The 16354-nt window shown below is 64.1% G+C and carries 18 protein-coding genes; 4 read left to right on the forward strand and 14 right to left on the reverse strand.

Going from position 1 to position 16354, the window contains the following annotated elements; all coding sequences use genetic code 11:
• Positions 1-174 precede the first annotated feature (174 nt).
• From rplA to rpmG, 5 genes are all read right to left on the reverse strand, one after another.
• Positions 175-882: a 50S ribosomal protein L1 gene (rplA, locus tag OCI36_RS03855; RefSeq protein ID WP_261663755.1), complete on the reverse strand. Its 708-nt coding sequence runs from the start codon at positions 880-882 to the stop codon at positions 175-177.
• Positions 875-1309: a 50S ribosomal protein L11 gene (gene rplK / locus OCI36_RS03860; RefSeq protein WP_261663756.1), complete on the reverse strand. Its 435-nt coding sequence runs from the start codon at positions 1307-1309 to the stop codon at positions 875-877. The genes rplA and rplK overlap by 8 nt, the downstream gene beginning before the upstream one ends.
• 140 nt (positions 1310-1449) lie before the next feature.
• Positions 1450-2019, reverse strand: coding sequence for a transcription termination/antitermination protein NusG (gene nusG / locus OCI36_RS03865; protein ID WP_261663757.1), 570 nt, complete (start codon positions 2017-2019; stop codon positions 1450-1452).
• On the reverse strand, positions 2016-2195 hold the full coding sequence (secE, locus tag OCI36_RS03870) for a preprotein translocase subunit SecE (RefSeq protein ID WP_261663758.1): 180 nt from the start codon (positions 2193-2195) through the stop codon (positions 2016-2018). The genes nusG and secE overlap by 4 nt, the downstream gene beginning before the upstream one ends.
• A gap of 72 nt (positions 2196-2267) precedes the next feature.
• On the reverse strand, positions 2268-2435 hold the full coding sequence (gene rpmG / locus OCI36_RS03875; protein WP_013614649.1) for a 50S ribosomal protein L33: 168 nt from the start codon (positions 2433-2435) through the stop codon (positions 2268-2270).
• Positions 2436-2707: 272 nt separating this feature from the next.
• Here rpmG and OCI36_RS03880 point away from each other — a divergent pair, with 272 nt between their 5' ends.
• The 3 genes from OCI36_RS03880 (at position 2708) to yvcK (ending at position 7276) form a co-directional block, all read left to right on the forward strand.
• Entirely contained in the window at positions 2708-4942 is a 2235-nt protein-coding gene (locus OCI36_RS03880; protein ID WP_261663759.1) for an ATP-dependent helicase, read from the forward strand.
• A gap of 37 nt (positions 4943-4979) precedes the next feature.
• Positions 4980-5855: an RNase adapter RapZ gene (gene rapZ / locus OCI36_RS03885; protein WP_261663760.1), complete on the forward strand. Its 876-nt coding sequence runs from the start codon at positions 4980-4982 to the stop codon at positions 5853-5855.
• A gap of 77 nt (positions 5856-5932) precedes the next feature.
• Positions 5933-7276: a uridine diphosphate-N-acetylglucosamine-binding protein YvcK gene (gene yvcK / locus OCI36_RS03890; RefSeq protein WP_261663761.1), complete on the forward strand. Its 1344-nt coding sequence runs from the start codon at positions 5933-5935 to the stop codon at positions 7274-7276.
• Between the two features lie 58 nt (positions 7277-7334).
• On the opposite strand, the gene OCI36_RS03895 is transcribed toward yvcK, so the two are convergent.
• The 9 genes from OCI36_RS03895 to ccsA all read right to left on the reverse strand — a co-directional run bounded on the left by OCI36_RS03895 (position 7335) and on the right by ccsA (position 15318).
• Positions 7335-8564: an outer membrane protein gene (locus OCI36_RS03895; RefSeq protein ID WP_261663762.1), complete on the reverse strand. Its 1230-nt coding sequence runs from the start codon at positions 8562-8564 to the stop codon at positions 7335-7337.
• Positions 8565-8870: 306 nt separating this feature from the next.
• Positions 8871-9467: a Rieske 2Fe-2S domain-containing protein gene (locus OCI36_RS03900; protein ID WP_261663763.1), complete on the reverse strand. Its 597-nt coding sequence runs from the start codon at positions 9465-9467 to the stop codon at positions 8871-8873.
• The gene (locus OCI36_RS03905) at positions 9464-10702 is read right to left on the reverse strand and encodes a c-type cytochrome (protein ID WP_261663764.1); all 1239 of its coding nucleotides are present in this window, start codon (positions 10700-10702) and stop codon (positions 9464-9466) included. The genes OCI36_RS03900 and OCI36_RS03905 overlap by 4 nt, the downstream gene beginning before the upstream one ends.
• Positions 10699-11220: a cytochrome c-type biogenesis protein CcmH gene (locus tag OCI36_RS03910; protein WP_261663765.1), complete on the reverse strand. Its 522-nt coding sequence runs from the start codon at positions 11218-11220 to the stop codon at positions 10699-10701. The genes OCI36_RS03905 and OCI36_RS03910 overlap by 4 nt, the downstream gene beginning before the upstream one ends.
• Positions 11221-11237: 17 nt before the next feature.
• Positions 11238-11828, reverse strand: coding sequence for a TlpA family protein disulfide reductase (locus OCI36_RS03915; protein WP_261663766.1), 591 nt, complete (start codon positions 11826-11828; stop codon positions 11238-11240).
• 42 nt (positions 11829-11870) lie between these two features.
• Positions 11871-13892: a heme lyase CcmF/NrfE family subunit gene (locus tag OCI36_RS03920; protein ID WP_261663767.1), complete on the reverse strand. Its 2022-nt coding sequence runs from the start codon at positions 13890-13892 to the stop codon at positions 11871-11873.
• Positions 13892-14389, reverse strand: a complete 498-nt coding sequence (ccmE, locus tag OCI36_RS03925) for a cytochrome c maturation protein CcmE (protein WP_261663768.1) — start codon at positions 14387-14389, stop codon at positions 13892-13894. Before ccmE ends, OCI36_RS03920 begins: the two co-directional genes overlap by 1 nt.
• Positions 14390-14393: 4 nt before the next feature.
• Entirely contained in the window at positions 14394-14585 is a 192-nt protein-coding gene (locus tag OCI36_RS03930; protein ID WP_261663769.1) for a hypothetical protein, read from the reverse strand.
• Positions 14572-15318: a cytochrome c biogenesis protein CcsA gene (gene ccsA / locus OCI36_RS03935; protein WP_261663770.1), complete on the reverse strand. Its 747-nt coding sequence runs from the start codon at positions 15316-15318 to the stop codon at positions 14572-14574. Before ccsA ends, OCI36_RS03930 begins: the two co-directional genes overlap by 14 nt.
• Positions 15319-15708: 390 nt before the next feature.
• On the opposite strand from ccsA, the gene OCI36_RS03940 reads away from it, so the two are divergent.
• Positions 15709-16347, forward strand: coding sequence for a rhomboid family intramembrane serine protease (locus OCI36_RS03940; RefSeq protein ID WP_261663771.1), 639 nt, complete (start codon positions 15709-15711; stop codon positions 16345-16347).
• The last annotated feature ends 7 nt before the right edge of the window (positions 16348-16354 follow it).

The raw sequence follows: 16354 nt of genomic DNA on the forward strand, positions 1-16354 counted from the left end.
CGCTTGGGATGGGTGCGCTGCAATGTGCAGCGGGTAGGTCCAGGTGCGAGCACCTGGCATCTCGGCGGGATATTTAAACCTGGCAAGGGTCCCCGCTGTCTACGGTGCCGAAATTGAAGAGGTGCTGTTCGCACCGGGGTGCCGTTATTCAGGCAAAAAGGAAAAGAGGAAGGCTCAGCCCTGGGCCTGAGCAGCGGCACTGAGGCTCAGCTGAACACTGGGGCCCATGGTGCTTGTCAGGTAGGCGCTGCGCAGGAAAATCCCCTTGGTCGCGCCGGGACGGGCGGCTTCCAGAGCACGCACCAGGGCGGTGTAGTTGGCCGCCAGGGCGTCGGCTTCGAAGCTGGCCTTGCCGATCGGAGCGTGAATCACGCCGGTCTTGTCGTTGCGGAATTCGATGCGGCCGGTCTTCAGACCGCGCACCATTTCTTCCACGTTGGTACCGACGGTGCCGCTCTTGGGGTTAGGCAGCAGACCACGCGGGCCCAGCAGACGGGCCAGCTTCTGGCCAACCTGGGCCATCATATCGGGGGTAGCCACCACGGCGTCGAAGTCCATGAAGCCACCCGCGATGCGGTCGATCAGGTCTTCGCTGCCCACCACGTCGGCACCGGCAGCTTCAGCAGCGGCCACGTTGTCGCCACGGGTGATCACGGCCACGCGCACGTCACGGCCGGTGCCGTGAGGCAGGGCCACGGTGCCGCGCACGCTCTGGTCGCTCTTGCGGGGGTCAATGCCCAGGCGGAAGTGCACTTCCACGGTTTCGTCGAACTTGGCGTTGGCCAGTTCCTTAACCAGACCGGCGGCTTCGCTGATGGGGTACTGCCGGCTGCGGTCCACCTTGTCTTTCAGGGCGCGGTAACGCTTACCATGCTTAGGCATTGGGGCCTCCTTCGATGGTCACGCCCATGGAGCGGGCAGTGCCGGCCACGGTGTTGGCAGCGGCTTCGACCGAACCGGCGTTCAGGTCGGGCAGCTTGGTCTGGGCAATTTCCAGAACCTGATCCCAGTTCAGCTTGCCCACTTTGTTCTTGTTGGGCTCGCCGCTTCCCTTCGCCAGGCCAGCGGCCTTGCGGATCAGGTAGCTCATGGGAGGGGTCTTGGTGATGAAGGTGAACGAGCGGTCCGCGTAGATGGTGATTTCCACGGGGATGATCGCGTCACCCTTATCGGCGGTCTGGGCGTTGAACGCCTTGGCGAACTCCATGATGTTGGCGCCGTACTGACCGAGCGCGGGACCCACGGGAGGGGCCGGAGTGGCCTTCCCTGCGGGAAGTTGCAGCTTGACAATCCCTAAAACTTTCTTCATATCTCCTCCTTAGCTCCCCCGTGACGCCTGCTCATGTCCTTGGGGTGCTGGCGCTAAGTGCTGCGCAAGGCAGCAACTTTTTTAGTATGCCAGCCCGGGGGGCCGGGTGCAAGAGCCGGCCGGGCACGGGGCCCAGGACCTTACTTGCTGACTTGTGCGAAATCCAGTTCGACTGGCGTTTCGCGGCCGAAGATGCTGACCAGCACCTTGACCTTGGCCTGCGCCGCGTTCACTTCGCTGACCACGCCATTGAAATCGGCGAACGGTCCGCTCTGCACCTTGACCATATCGCCGGGTTTGACGTCGATCTGGACCTTGGGCGTTTCGACCTTGGGTGCGGTGCCCACACCGACCGAGACCAGCAGGCGCTGCACCTCGTCGGGCGAGAGGGGAACCGGGTAGGTGGCCGTACCCACGAAGCCGGTCACGCCATTGGTATTGCGGACCACTTCCCAGGATTCGCCCAGCTCGCCGGGGGCGTCATCGTCTTCGATATCCATCTGCACGAAGACATAACCGGGGAACAGCTTGCGCTCCACGGTTTCTTTCTTGCCGCCCTCTTTGAGCTCCACGGCGCGTTCGCTCGGCTGCAGGACCTGGAAAATCTTGGTGCCGTACATGCCCAGTTTGCGGGCGCGTTCCATCAGGTTCTGCTCAACCCGGTCTTCCTGGCCGATATAGGTGTGGACCGCGTACCATTCAATACTCATAACAACACCGCCTGAATCAAAGTGGTGAAGAGCAGGTCCATCAGGTAGACGATAATGGTCAGCGCCACCAGAAACAGCAGCACCGCCTGGGTTCCTTCCCATACCTGCGCGCGGGTCGGCCAGCTGACGCGGCTGAGTTCCTCGCGTGATTCCTGTAGATACTGGCTCAGATTCATTCACTCACCTCGCCGGCAGCCCGCTGGCTTCCTGCCTGAAACAGACGGAAAGCAGCGAGCCGGAGCCGGGAATCAGACCTTTTTCTCTTTGAAGGTGACGTGCTTCTTGGCTACAGGATCGTACTTGCGCAGCTCCAGCTTTTCCTGGGTGTTGCGGCGGTTCTTGGTGGTGGTGTAGTAAAAGCCCGTGCCGGCGGTGCTTTCCATCTTGATGATCATGCGGGGTCCGTCTTTAGCCATGTCAAAACTCCTTTCGCAGAACTCCGTTCCCGGAGCGCTGCTCCCAGCAGGGCGCTTGTTTCTGGAGCCGGGGCGCCAGAAGGCTCAAGCTGGTAAAATCCCGCCTGTCGGCGGGCTAACAACCCAGTATAAATCAAGCTGTTAGGGATGTCCACGAGGCTGGGCAGCAGCAAGGCGCGGGCCAGCGCTCCTGCTCTGCCTCTGCCCTCACTTGCCCTCGCCTGGCCCGCAGCCCACGGTTGCCGCAGGCCGGCGCTGTTACACTGGCCCGCGTGAAAGCTGACGCTCCCCCCCAGGACCTTGATCTTCTCTCGCAGCTCAACGAACAGCAGGCGGAAGCGGCCGATCACTTTACCGGCCCCGCGCTGGTGATTGCGGGCGCGGGCAGCGGCAAGACCCGCACCCTGATTTACCGCATCGCCCATCTGATTGACCATTACAGTGTCCATCCCGGCGAGATTCTGGCGGTGACATTTACCAATAAGGCCGCCGCCGAGATGCGCGAACGGGCCAGCCGGCTGGTGCCGGGCGCCGAGCGGCTGTGGATGAGCACTTTTCACTCGGCCGGGGTGAGGATTCTGCGCTCTTACGGCGAGCATATCGGCCTGCGGCGCGGCTTCGTGATTTACGACGATGACGACCAATTGGATATTCTCAAGGAAATCACCGGCTCGATGTCGGGCTTCGGGCCAGACACCAACCTGCGGGCGGTGCGCGGCGTAATCGACCGGGCCAAGAGCAACCTGGAAACGCCGGCCCACCTGGAAAGAAGCGGCGAGCCGTATCTGGCCGGACTGCCCCGCGAGCTGGTGGCCGAAACTTACCGGCAGTACGAGGCCCGCAAGAAGGCTCAGAACGCCATTGACTTCGGGGACCTGATTACCGAGACGGTGCGGCTGTTTCAGGAGGTGCCGGCCGTGCTGGAAAAGGTGCAGAACCGCGCCCGCTTTATCCATGTGGACGAGTATCAGGACACCAATAAGGCCCAGTACGAACTGACCCGGCTGCTGGCCTCGCGCGACCGCAACCTGCTGGTGGTGGGCGACCCCGACCAGAGCATCTACCGCTTCCGTGGGGCGGATATCCAGAACATCCTCGACTTCCAGAAGGACTATCCGGACGCCAAGGTGTACCGCCTGGAAAGCAATTACCGCTCCAGCGCCAATGTGCTGACGGCGGCCAATCACCTGATCGAGAACAACTCCGAGCGTCTGGAAAAAACCTTGCGCCCGGTCAAGGAAGGCGAGCACCCGGTGGTGTTTCACCGCGCTTCCGACCACCGTGGCGAGGGCGATTTCGTGGCCGACTGGCTGACCCGCCTGCACGGCGAGGGCCGTGACTTTGCCCATATGGCGATTCTCTACCGCACCAACGCCCAGTCGCGGGTGATTGAAGAATCGCTGCGGCGGGTGGGTATTCCGGCACGGATCGTGGGCGGCGTGGGCTTCTATGACCGCCGCGAGATCAGGGACATTCTGGCCTATGCCCGGCTGGCCCTGAACCCCGCCGACGATGTGGCGCTGCGCCGGATTATCGGCCGGCCGCGCCGCGGGATTGGTGACAGCTCGCTGACCCGGCTGCTGAACTGGGCGCAGGCCAACGGCACTTCGGTCTTGGAAGCATGTGCCCGCGCCGAACACGACGGCATTCTGGAGCGCGGCGCCGCCAAGGCTACCGAGTTCGCCGCCCTGATGGCTGCCATGAGTGAGGCCGCCGACAACTACGAGCCAGCTCCTTTCCTGCGCTTCGTGATGGAAACCAGTGGTTACCTGGACATGCTGCGCCAGGAAGGCACTGAGGGCCAGATGCGGCTGGAGAACCTGGAAGAACTGATCAGCGCGGCCGAGGAGTGGTCACAGGAAAACCAGGGCACCATCGGGGATTTTCTGGACGACGCCGCCCTGGTCGCCAGCGTGGACGACATGCGGGCGCAGCAAGAGAACAAGGGCGTGCCGGAAGATGCCGTCACCCTGATGACGCTGCACAACGCTAAGGGTCTGGAATTCCCGGTGGTGTTTATCGTGGGAGTAGAGGAGGGCCTGCTGCCCAGCCGCAATTCACTGAACGAACGCGGCGGCATTGAGGAAGAGCGGCGGCTTTTTTACGTGGGCATCACCCGCGCGATGGAGCGGCTGTTCCTGACCGCCGCCGAGAACCGGATGCAATACGGCCGCACCAACGCTGCCGAGGACAGCCGCTTCCTGGAGGAGATCGGCCAGGATTTCGAGACCTGGAATGCCTTTGGGCAGCCGGTGGATTACCGCCAGAAAAGCTGGAAGGATTTCCGTCCCAGCGCTGTGCCGCAGCCGGCCGCCGTCAAGAACACCAGCCCCTTGACCGGCGCGATGGCTTACCGGGGCGGCGAAAAGGTGCGGCATCCCAAATTTGGGGAAGGACAGGTGCTGGCGGTGGCCGGCGTGGGTGACAAGCAGGAGGTGACGGTCCACTTTGCCAGCGTGGGCAACAAGAAACTGCTGGTCAAGTTCGCCAACCTGCAGCCGGCCTGAGCCAAGCCTCCGGCGGCCCGCGCGCTAGACTCGGCCCATGCCGTTCGTCATCGTGTCGGGTCTGTCGGGAAGTGGCAAGAGTTCTCTGCTCAGGACGCTGGAAGATTCCGGCTACCTGATTACCGACAACCTGCCGCCAGCCCTGTGGCAGCACATGTACGAGCTGACGCAGGCGCAGGGCATCCTGGATGTGGCGGTCAGCACCGATGCACGCACCCGCGCTTTCCTGCATGACCTGGACGACAGCTTCGGTGGGCTGTCGCTCCGGGCGCCGGACATCCGGATGGTTTTTCTCGAAGCGGACGACGAAGTGCTGCTGCGGCGCTATAACCTCTCGCGCCGCGAACATCCCCTGGGAGAGAACCTGCTGCTGGACTTTGCCCGCGAGCGTGAGCTGCTGGCTTCGCTGCGGGCACTGGCAGATACTGTCATAGACACCACCGACCTGACGGTGCCGGAGCTGTCACAGCGGGTGGCGGGCCTGCTCAAGACTGACCAACGCTTCGAGCTGCGGCTGATGAGCTTTGGCTTCAAGCACGCACCACCCCGTGACGTGGACTTGGTACTGGATGTCCGCAGTCTGCCTAATCCCTATTACTTGCCAGAGCTGCGGCCGCTGACGGGGCTGGACCCGCAGGTGGCCGCTCACGTTTTTGCTACCCAGGACGCCGAAGAGTTTTATCAGCAGCTCAAGACATTTGTGGCAGCTGCGGCCGAGCGGGCTGAGCGGACCGGCCGGCATGGCTACTCGGTGGGTATCGGTTGCACCGGCGGGCAGCACCGCTCAGTGGCTGTCACCGAGCGGCTGGCCCGCGAGCTGACCGACCTGAACCCTGAATTGATTCTGCACCGGGATATGCCCAGTGTTGTGGAGGCGCCGTTGGGTGAGGGTGCTGGGGGGACTGTCCCATGAGGCAAAACCGCTTGCCGGGTCTCCCGGCCCGGCCTCCCGAGCCAGTAGGCAATCCGGCTCGAAACGGCCCGCAGAAAATGGCCGGTTCTGCCGGCTGGCTTGACCGCCTGCGCCGCTGGATGACCCCGGGGTTGCGCGTCAAGCGCTGGATGTTCCTGTTTGTGCTGGCGTCGGTCCTGGGAGCATTCGGGCTGCTGGCTTTTGCCTGGATGGGCCCTCTGCGTGGCGTGATTTCTGGAACGATCTATCAGCTGCAGCTCTGGCTGCTGCCGGGGATTTCCCTGCCGTGGGTGTTGGGGCTGGTGCTGCTGCTGGCTGCGCTGCTGCTGGGCGGCTACAGCATCCTGCAAATGAATCGTACCCTACTTAGGGCCGCCGGGATGGAGCCACGCCACGCAGCGCAGGAAATGTATGTACAGCACGCTCTGAGCCGTGGACCGAGAATCGTGGCGGTCGGTGGCGGCACTGGCCTCTCCAATCTGCTACGGGGGCTCAAATACTACAGCAGTAACCTGACCGCTGTGGTCACCGTAGCGGATGATGGGGGCTCCAGCGGACAACTCCGCCAGAGCCTGAACATGATCGCCCCCGGTGACTTGACTGATTGCTACGCTGCGCTGTCCACGCACCCGGCGCTCAGTCAGCTGTTACTCCACCGTTTCGGGCGTGGTGAGGGCTTAGAAGGGCATACCTTTGGGAACCTGCTGCTGGCCACCCTCAGCGAAGAACGTGGTGGCCTGGCGCCGGCCCTGGGTGACCTGCACGAGATTTTGCAGATGCAGGGCAAGGTTTATCCAGCGACCACGGTGCCAACTACTCTGGTAGCCCAGCTCAGTGACGGCCGGCGGGTCCGGGGAGAAAGTCGGCTGGCAGATGAACTGGGTGCGGCCACAGTGCAGCAGGTCATGCTGGATCCCCCAGACCTTCCCGCAGTCCCAGAAGTGCTGGCCGCTATCGCAGAAGCGGAACTGATTGTGCTGGGGCCAGGAAGCCTTTTCACCAGTATTCTGCCGGCCTTGCTGGTGCCTGGAGTGGGCGAAGCACTCCGACGTTCTCCTGCTCCGTTTGTCTATGTAGCCAGTCTGATGACCGAACCCGGCGAGACTGATGGACTCAGTCTGAGTGATCATTTCCAGGTGATTGCCAGGCATCTGGGCCGGGCGCCCGACTGGCTGCTGCTGAATGATCAGCCCTTACTGCCCGGTATGACAGAGCACTATGCCCGAGAAGGTGCCGAACCGTTAGCACTTGGGAGCCGTCAGCAGTATCTGCAAAGCCGCCTACGTTATGCCCCTTTACTAGATAAGCAAGCAGCTCCCCTGGTCAACCACAACCCAGAATTACTCTCTAAAGCCTTGATGCAGCTTTACAGTGAGGCTGTCCAGCAGCAACGACAAGAGGAACCTTTCCGCAGAAGATAGAGGTTCCAAGAATAAAAAAAGCCCCCATTTCTGGGGGACTTTTTTATGGAAGTGAGGCTTAGAAGAACAGCTTGAAGCCGGCGCGGGCACCGAAGCCCAGGCCCTTGCCGTCGCCGCCAGCGGAGGTCTGAGCCACGCTGGTGTTGCCGCTGAAGAAGTACTTGCCATTGGCTTCAGCGAACACGCCTACATTAGGGGTCACCTTGATGTCAGCGCCGCCCAGCAGGTTACCGTAGATGTCGGTGGAGTTCTTGACGGTGTTGCTGTTGGCAGGGGTGCCGGCCTTGTTGGCGTACACCACACCTACACCAGCGCCGGCGTAAGGCTGAACCGCACCAAAGTCGAAGCCAGTGGTGGCGTTCACGTCAGCAGCGATGGCATTATCGCGACCGGGGATGTATTCCACGTTCACGCGGCCACCCACCGGGCCGTACAGGTTGCTGCTGCCCACGGTACCGAAGAAGCTACCGCAGTAGTTCACGCGATCATTGGCTTTGTTAGCGTTGGTGTTGTTCTTGCCCAGGCTGACATTACCCAGAGTGTTCATGCAGCCTTCGGTCTTGGTAGGGGTGTAGTTGGTGCTGTTGGGGTAGTAACCGCCACCAATGCCCACGTACATGTTCTTGGTTGCAGGGGTCACGGTGGTGTCGGGGGTACCGATCACGATGTCACCGTTATCGGTGTTATCGCTGGGCACCACAGGAGCCGGGGTCACAGGAGCAGGAGCGGTGGCGTTAGCACCTTCCAGCTGAGCGATACGGGCTTCCAGAGCGTCAATGCGGCTCATCAGAGCGCTGTTGTCGCCGGTGTTGCCCATATTGTTGATAGCGGATTCGATCGAATCCAGACGGGCCTGCTGCTCAACGGTCAGGCGTTCCACATCGGTCAGGCGGCTGCTGATGGCGGCCAGCTCGGTGCTGACTTCCTGCATGCCACGGGTGATGACCAGCAGATCCTGGTCGCTGACGTTGGAGTTGCTCAGCGCGCCGCTCTGCAGCAGACGGTGGAAAATCATGGCAGCCTGGTAACGGGTCAGGTTTTCGTTGCCACGGAATGTGCCGTCAGGGAAGCCCTGGATCAGACCGGCCTTGACGATAGCTTCGACGGCGTCGCGGGCCCAGTGACCGGCAGGCACGTCGGTCAGCACCACGGAGCCGCTCACAGGAGCAGCAGTGGTGGTCGTGGTGGGAGCAACGTACTGGGTGTTATCGGCATAGCCGCCACCGGCCTGGGCGCCAGCAGCACCAACGGTCATGGCCAGGGTGGCCGCAATAATGGTTTTACGCATAACTTTCTCCTTGTGCACAGCCGGTTTGGAAGTATCGTTACTTGCCAGCCCGGCCGGTGCCTAAGCAGTACCCTAAAGCGGCATTCTCATGGGAACGTGAGAAATAAACTTAAATCCTCAAAAGGTAAGGTCCTGCTCAGTGCATGGCACCGTATAGGGTCGTCTCACTGCACCTCTAGTATAGCATCCCTTAAGCCCCCAGGAAAATACTTGCGCACCTTCCCCTATCTTGGGGAATTGACAGCAAAGCATCAGCTGGCCGTCAGCTTTAAAAAAGTTCCGGATCACACAACAAACTCTGCTCTGTTATTCCTGTTCCGTTCCGCTGGCGAAGAGTTGACCCTCCTGACTGGAAAGCGCAATCCGGGCCAGCGGCAGGGTGGCCGGCCCGAAGACCGCCTCACCGGCCTTGAGAGGATCAAACACTGAGTAGTGGCAAGGGCAACCCAGCTGTGGATGCTGCCCTTCGGGTGTGCGGTAGTTGTAGGCTAGTGCCAGAATTTCCAGGTCGCGCACCACCACCACCGGGCAGCCCTGGTGAGTGCAGCGCCGCGAGAAAGCAGCGAAATGCTGGTCCCCAATGCTGAGCCCGCCCAGGGTCGGTTTTGGAAGCCGTAAGAGGACCGCCGGTGCGCCCTGATAGGTGAATTCCAGGCTGTCCCAGTCGGCTGCCAGATCGCTGACGCGGGCAATAGCCTGACGCGAGCCGGCCACGAAAGCCGGTTCTCCAGGCGTCTTCTTGCGGGTCAGGATGCGGCCGGCGCGCAGCCCCAGCCAGCCGAACGTGCCCAGGGTCCCGGCCACCGGCACTGCCCACCAATAACTGAGCAGGGTGCGTCGGCTGATCTGCCGGAAGCGGCGGGGCGGTTCTGGAGCTGGAGGGGGAGAAGCCGCCTCGCTCATGGCTGCCCCGCTCCCGCCTGCCCCTGGGACGGCGCTGCATTCGAAGAGGGCACTTCCGCGGGCTGGCCGCTGCGGTCTTTGCCGTTGCCACTCAAGCTGCCGGCGCTTTCGTTGTTGCCCTGGTCCCGAGGATCGCGGGCTGGGCTGGCCGGATTGCCGGCTGGGGCGCTCTTGTCCTGGCCCCCCGGCTGCCACTCGGCCAGTAGGTCCAGCAGAACGTCCAGCTTCTTGCCCTTGAGTTCGGGGAAAGCGGGCATGGCTCCCTGGCCCTTTGTGATGACCTGCGTCATGGCACTGCGAGTCAGCGTGGATTCGCGCAGCGATGGCCCCAGGCCGCCGTTGCCGGCTGGGCCGTGGCAGCTGGCGCAGCTGGCCGAGTAGATGGCCAGCGCCGGACTGGACGAGTTCTGGGAACTGCGGATTGAGCTGATCAGTTCGTCGGCGTCGCGGCCCTGGGGGTCCAGCTCACGGTAGCGTTCCAGCGCTGCCAAAGCTTCTTTGTCGGCTCCGAATTTGACCAGCGCGTAGCCGAGCAGCAGTTGGGATTCGGGGTCCTTGGGGGCCAGCTGCGCCGCTGTGCGGATCAGGGCGAAAGCCTGCCCGGCTTCTTCCGCACTGAGTGGCTGACCACCCATGCTCTCGCGGTTCAGCAGCAAGGTGCCCAGGCGGCGCAGCGGTTGCGGCTGGCGGGGGTCCAGCTTGAGCGAGTCTGTGTAGGCTCGCAGCGCCTCGGTGTAGCTGCCCTGTTCAAAGGCGGCGTCGCCCCAAGCATTATAGCCCGCCGTGGTGTGCTGAGCCTGGGCTGCTGTCCGCAGGCCCGGGAGTTGCTGTGCCGCCGTCACCTGGGTGGCTTCGGCCTCACCGATGCCCAGTTTCTGCCAGACGGGGAAGATGGTCAGGGCACCGGCCAGGGTCAGCGCCAGGGCAGCACCCCAGCCCCAGCGGGCCAGCCGGGCCGACCGGCCCTGGCGCTCTGGAACCGGGGGCGCCGCCGGCAGTTCGTCCAGCTGGCGCAGTATCCGCGCGGCGCGGCCTTCCAGCGACAGCCGGGCCAGATCATTCTCGGCCGTGTCGGGGAGGGCGCGCAGCTGAGCATAGAGGTCATCTCGCTGCGCTTCCAGCTCGCTGCGGCGGCCTGCCAGCGGGTCCTGGACCGGCCGGGCAAAGGGCAGCACCACCAGGGCCAGCGCGGCCAGCAGCATCAGCAAAAGCAGCAGCATCAGGGCAATGCTCATGTTGGGCCGCTCCGGTCTTGGGTGTGGTGCGGGGCCGGCTGCGCCAGGTCACGCTGAACCTGTTCCAGATAGGGTTGCAGGTCGGGGTCCTCGGCCGCCGGGCTGTCCTGGGCTGTAATGGTTGCCGGTGCCGTACCGGCGCGGCCTTTCAGGGTACTCAGCAGCCACCAGGCGCCGGCACCCAGTGCCAGCAGTGGCCCGGCCCACAGCACCAGATTGGCCCCCTGCTTGGGCGGGTCCAGCAACACGAACTGCCCGTAGCGTGAGGCGAAATGGTCGTAAATCTGCCGGTCACTCTCGCCCTGCGCCACCAGCCGCGCCACCTCAGCGCGCATCTCGCGGCTGATGTCATTGGAGCTTTCGCTGATGGATTCGCCGGTGCAGATGGGGCAGCGCAGGGTGTCCTGCAATTTCTCGACCCGGGCCTGTTGCTGCGCTGACAGCGCCGGGGCCGCCGGCGCAGCGGCCAGGGCCGGCGCGCCCAGCCCCAACAGGGCGGCCAGCAGCAGGCTCCGCAAGGGACGTGTACCGCAATTCACAGCGGCTCCACGCCAATGGTCTTCAGGCCGGTGTTGAGGCGTTCGCGGTCCAGGCCACCTTTGTCCTTGTAACGAATCACGCCGTCTTTATCGATAAAAAATGTCTCGGGAATGGCGGCCACGCCGTAATCGATAGCGGTGTTCAGGTTGGGGTCGCGCAGGTTGGGATAGGCCAGCGCGTATTCCTTGATGAAGTCGCGGGCATTCTGCTCTTTCTTTTCCTCGAACAGAACACCCACCACCGCCAGCCCCCCGCTGCCCTGCTTTTCGCTGAGTTCGCGGAACAGCGGCGCTTCCCCGCGGCAGGGCCCACACCAAGAGGCCCAGAAGTTCAGGACCACCGGGCGGCCGCGCAGTTCGCTGAGGCTGACCTTGGAGCCGTCCAGGCTCACCAGCTGAAAGTCGGGGGCCGGTTTGCCCACCAGCGGCCCGCCGGCCGTCTCGTTGCGGCTGGGCGAGAACAACGCCGCGCCCAGCGCCGCCACCAGCCCGAAAGCCAGCAGCGGGGGCAGCCATTTTTTCCAGGCCGGGCCGGACTGAGGCGTGCCGGTGCTGGAAGCGGGGTCGTGCGGGGCAGGTTGGGTCATGACAGTCCTTTCAGGGGAAGGCGGGGTGTTGGGGGAAGGAGATTAATCGGCGGCGGGCGCGGGATGCAGGCCAGGGCGCGCCGCAGCCGGTTCCGGCAGGCGCGGCCGGCGGGGCGAAACCAGGGAAATCCCGGTGCCCAGCATCATCACGGCGGTGCCCCACCACAGCCAGGCGATCAGCGGGCTTTCGATCAGGCGCACGCTGGCCCACTGGCTTTTTTCGTCGAAAGCGGTAACCACCAAGTAGGTGTCGCCCAGGAAGCTGTAGCGTACGGCCGGCGCAGGAAAAGCCATGTTGCCGGCCTGCTGGTAAAAGTTCATCCGGGCTTCAAAGGGCCGGCCGTCAATCCGCACGTCGGCGATCAGAGCGTGGCCGTCGCTGCGCTGCGCCGCGCGGGTGCCGGTCAGCTCCAATTGTTCGTGCAGCAGCGTCTTGGGTTGGTTCAGATTGAGCGTGGCCTGGGCGTCTTGGCGGTACACCGTGGAGAACACGATGCCCAGCGCCACCATCACCAGCCCGATGTGGGCCAGATAAGCCCCGTAGCGCCGTGGCTGCGAACCGATCAGGCCCACGAAGCTCCCGCCCAGGCCAGCGGCCTGACGTTCCTGCCACTGCCGGGCAATCAGCAGGCCTAGGCCGACCAGGTTATAGGCAGCCAGGGCGATGGTGGCCAGCACACCGGGATGGCGAATGCCCAGCGCCGCGGCAACCAGGGCCGCTACTCCGCCGGCGATCAGCAGGGGCCGTAGCGCCTGCCACAGCGAGGCACCTTCTGCGCGGCGCCAGGGCAGCAGCGGGCCGATGCCCATCAGCAGCAGCAGCCCCAGGCTGAGCGGCACCGCAAACGCGTTGTAAAAGGGCGCACCCACCGAGGTGTCGCGGTGGCCCTGGGTGGCCTCGATCAAGGTGGGGAAGAGGGTGCCCAGCGTCACCATAAAGGCGAACACCAGAAACAGCCAGTTGCCGGCCAGGAAAGCCCCTTCGCGGCTGACCACGCCGGGCAGTTCGCCCTGGTCACGCAGCCGGGGCGTGCGCCAGGCAGTCAGCGCGATGCCACCCAGCAGCAGCACCGCCAAGAAGCCGAAAAACACGCCGCCCACCGGCCCGCCGGCAAAAGCGTGCACACTCTGCACGATGCCCGAGCGGTTCAGGAAGGTGCCCAGCACCGTACTGGCGTAGGCCAGCACGATCAGCCAGACATTCCAGCCTTTCATCAGGCCGCGGCGCTCCTGAATCTGGATGGAGTGCAGGAAGGCGGTGGTCAGCAGCCAGGGAATAAAGGAGGCGTTTTCCACCGGGTCCCAGGCCCAGTAACCGCCCCAGCCCAGGGTTTCGTAGCTCCACCAGCCGCCCGAAACGATGCCCAGGGTCAGAAAACCCCAGGCCACCAGGGTCCAGCGCCGCACCGTGCTGACCCAGTGTTCCGAAAGCCGCCCGGTAATCAGCGCGGCGACCGCGTAGGCGAACGGCACCGACAGACCCACAAAGCCCAGGTACAGCAGCACCGGGTGAACCGCCATCATCCAGTGGTTTTGCAGCGCCGGGTTGGGCCCCGCACCCTGCGCCGGAATGGTTGCCAGCGGGGTAAAGGGACTGGCGATGGTGGTGCAGACCCCCAGGAAAAACAGCAGGCTGAACAGCATCGCCCCGAAGACCCAGGGCCGCAGCGCATCACGCCGGGCGGTGCGGGTCAGAATCAGGGCGTAGAGCGACAGCAACCACAGCCACAGCATGATCGAGCCTTCCAGCGCGCCCCACAGCCCGGCGGTGCGGATCCACAGCGGGCTGGTGCTCATGGAGTGCTCGGCCACGTAGCGCACGCTGAAGTCGCTGCCGATCATGGCGGTCAGCAGCGCGCCGATGCTGATGGTAACGAACCCGAAGACGGCCACGATGGCGCGCGAGGCGCTCTGAGTGGCGCGCGGGTCGCCGGTGCGCCCGCCCACCACGGCCTGCCACAGCCCGCCGACGCCGAACAGCAGCGCCAGCAGCAGGCTAAGTTGCCCCAGCAGTGCCAGCGGACTCTGGGAAAAACTGAGGGCGTACCAGCTGAACAGGTCCACTATTTGCCCGACTTCTCGTCTTTGCCCAGCAGCACTTTCAGCTGGTCGATATCGGCCTGATTCTGCGGTACCCGGTATTCTTCCGAGTGCTTGACGATCAGTTCGGTGGCCTGGAAGACACCGCCGGACTGGTCGTCAAAGCGGCCACGCACAATGGCGCCCTGACCCTCTTTGAACATGTCGCTGACGGCGCCGGTGTAGTGCACCGGGTAAGTCACGCTGCCGTCGGTCAGGTCAAAAGTGAGTTCCAGGGTCTGGGGGTTGTAGTGCGCGTGCTGCACCAGCCCGCCCAGGCGCAGCGGCCGGCCCTGCAACTGGGCCTGGGCCTGCTGATATTCACTGGGGGTCTTGAAATATTCCAGGCTCTGGCCCAGCGACCCGAAGGCCAGCACGCCGGCCAATGTCAGCAGCGCCCCGCCGCCCAGCAGGGAGGGCAGGGGGTTGCGGCGGCGGCGGCGGGCGCGGGGCAGCGGCGTAGAAGCATTGGATTGGGTCATGGCATCACCTCAGGGATTCGGAAGGCGGGGGGATGTGGCCCGGCTCTGGCTGCGGGGCATGCCGCAGGGCGCGTTCCTGGGCCCACTTTTTCTCGGCCCGGAATTGCCGCCACAGCCACAGCAGGTAGCCGGCCAGCAGACCGAAAGTCACGATATAGACGGTCACCACATAGATGACGTGTTCAGGATGCTCCACGGGCCACCTCCAGGTCCTGGGCCGCAGGCAGCTCGGCCAGCAGCTCGTCTTCCTCACGGGCGTCGGCCAGCTCGGCCACTTTAGCGCGCACCCGCAGTAGATACAGATACATGAAGGTAAAAGCGACGACGCCTACCGTCAGAATCCAGCCGTAAATGGGCGAAGCGGCAAAATCAGGGTTGCCCAGCAGCTTGAGAGTCTGGGTCTGGTGCACGCCGCGCCACCATTCCACCGCCATGTAATTGACCGGCACGTAGAGGGTGCCCATCAGGCCGATCACGGCGGCCACCCGGGCGCGGCGGTCGCGGTCGTCGGTCAGGCTGCGGATCAGCAGGTAACCGCCGTAAATCACCAGGCTCAGAGCGGTGGTGGTCAGCCGGGCGTCCCACACCCAGTAGGCACCCCAGGTGGGTTTGGCCCACAGCATGCCACCCACCAGGGTGGAGATGGTAAACAGCACCCCCAGCTCGGCTGAGGCCAGGGCCAGGCGGTCGAACTTTAGGTCACGCTTGAGCAGATACAGCAGCCCGAACAGTCCGGTGCCGAAATAGGCCAGGTAACTCAGCCAGGCCGAAGGCACGTGGATAAACAGCAGCCGCACCAGCACGCCCTGGTTCTGGTCGGCCGGTGCACCGAGCCCCAGCGCGAGGGTCGCCAGTAGGCTGAGGACCGTGGCCCAGCCCAGCAAAGGGGTCAGGCGGTCGGGACGGGAAGAAGCAGAGGTATAGGTCATAGTCAGAAAAAAGTCCAAGTCCAGTCCGGAGAAAATGGGCCCGTCTGCCGGGAGAAAGCGGCCAGCAGGGCCACAGGCAGCGTCAGGATGTCATGTCCGGGTTAAAGGGTGGCAAGGGGGAGGAACAGGTATGGAAAGAGAGAAAGGCAGCCGGAAACGGTTCTGAGCCAGTGACTTCAGGTCGACTCTTCCAGGTCGGTGGCTCCGGGCTCAGCGCCTCCAAGGATCGGCTGCAAAGTCTAGCGTTAACAGAGCATAGGCCGCCGGCGCGCGGCAAGGAAAGGAGTCCCACCACCCTGGCCGCTGGAAGGCTGGGCGAACTGAAAGAAGGCACTGCCCTCTAAAGGCCCCGCTCAGGATGCGCCGCCCGGCACTGCCTAGACTGGGCGGGTGAGCCGCTTTTCCTCTCCCGTTCGCCCGCGCCCTTTCTCGGTGCCGCCCCAGGCGCCGCAGCCGCAGCGCCCCCGTGCCCTGTCGGCCGCGCTGGTTACTGCGCTGCTGGTGGGCCTGATCTGGGTGCAGGAAATCGTGGACCATCTGCTGCCGGGCCTGCACCTGGACAGTCTGGGCATCCGGCCGCGCCAGCCGGGCACCTGGTGGCATGTGCTCACCGCGCCTTTTTTGCACGGCGGCTGGGGCCACCTGATCGCCAACACCGCGCCGCTGGCAACCCTGGCCTTTATGTCGGCGGTGCGGTCGGTGGGCCGCTTTCTGGCCGCCACGCTGATTATTGCCGTGGTGGGCGGCACCCTGATCTGGCTGTTTGGGCGCGGCGGCAGCGTGCATTTGGGCGCCAGCATCCTGATTTTCGGGTACTTCGCCTACCTGCTGGGGGTGGGCTGGTGGGAACGCACCCCGGCGGCCATCGCGGTGGCCGTGATTGCGGCTGTGCTGTACGGCGGCATCCTCTGGGGCATTCTGCCGACCGATCCGCGCATCTCCTTCGAGGGCCACCTCTTTGGCTTTATCGGCGGACTGGTGGCTGCCGCCCTGCTGCACCGGCCCAGGCCCCCACGCCGGGCACTTTGAGGCTCCG

Source organism: Deinococcus sp. Marseille-Q6407 (assembly GCF_946848805.1).
Classification (GTDB): domain Bacteria; phylum Deinococcota; class Deinococci; order Deinococcales; family Deinococcaceae; genus Deinococcus.

Coding starts and splice junctions, on each gene's coding strand:
- nusG (WP_261663757.1), bottom strand. CDS start 2,019: ATGAGTATTGAATGGTACGCGGTCCACACCTATATCGGCCAGGAAGAC.
- rapZ (WP_261663760.1), top strand. CDS start 4,980: ATGCCGTTCGTCATCGTGTCGGGTCTGTCGGGAAGTGGCAAGAGTTCT.
- yvcK (WP_261663761.1), top strand. CDS start 5,933: ATGGCCGGTTCTGCCGGCTGGCTTGACCGCCTGCGCCGCTGGATGACC.
- rpmG (WP_013614649.1), bottom strand. CDS start 2,435: ATGGCTAAAGACGGACCCCGCATGATCATCAAGATGGAAAGCACCGCC.
- OCI36_RS03905 (WP_261663764.1), bottom strand. CDS start 10,702: ATGAGCATTGCCCTGATGCTGCTGCTTTTGCTGATGCTGCTGGCCGCG.
- ccsA (WP_261663770.1), bottom strand. CDS start 15,318: ATGACCTATACCTCTGCTTCTTCCCGTCCCGACCGCCTGACCCCTTTG.
- rplA (WP_261663755.1), bottom strand. CDS start 882: ATGCCTAAGCATGGTAAGCGTTACCGCGCCCTGAAAGACAAGGTGGAC.
- ccmE (WP_261663768.1), bottom strand. CDS start 14,389: ATGACCCAATCCAATGCTTCTACGCCGCTGCCCCGCGCCCGCCGCCGC.
- OCI36_RS03915 (WP_261663766.1), bottom strand. CDS start 11,828: ATGACCCAACCTGCCCCGCACGACCCCGCTTCCAGCACCGGCACGCCT.
- rplK (WP_261663756.1), bottom strand. CDS start 1,309: ATGAAGAAAGTTTTAGGGATTGTCAAGCTGCAACTTCCCGCAGGGAAG.
- OCI36_RS03900 (WP_261663763.1), bottom strand. CDS start 9,467: ATGAGCGAGGCGGCTTCTCCCCCTCCAGCTCCAGAACCGCCCCGCCGC.
- OCI36_RS03895 (WP_261663762.1), bottom strand. CDS start 8,564: ATGCGTAAAACCATTATTGCGGCCACCCTGGCCATGACCGTTGGTGCT.
- secE (WP_261663758.1), bottom strand. CDS start 2,195: ATGAATCTGAGCCAGTATCTACAGGAATCACGCGAGGAACTCAGCCGC.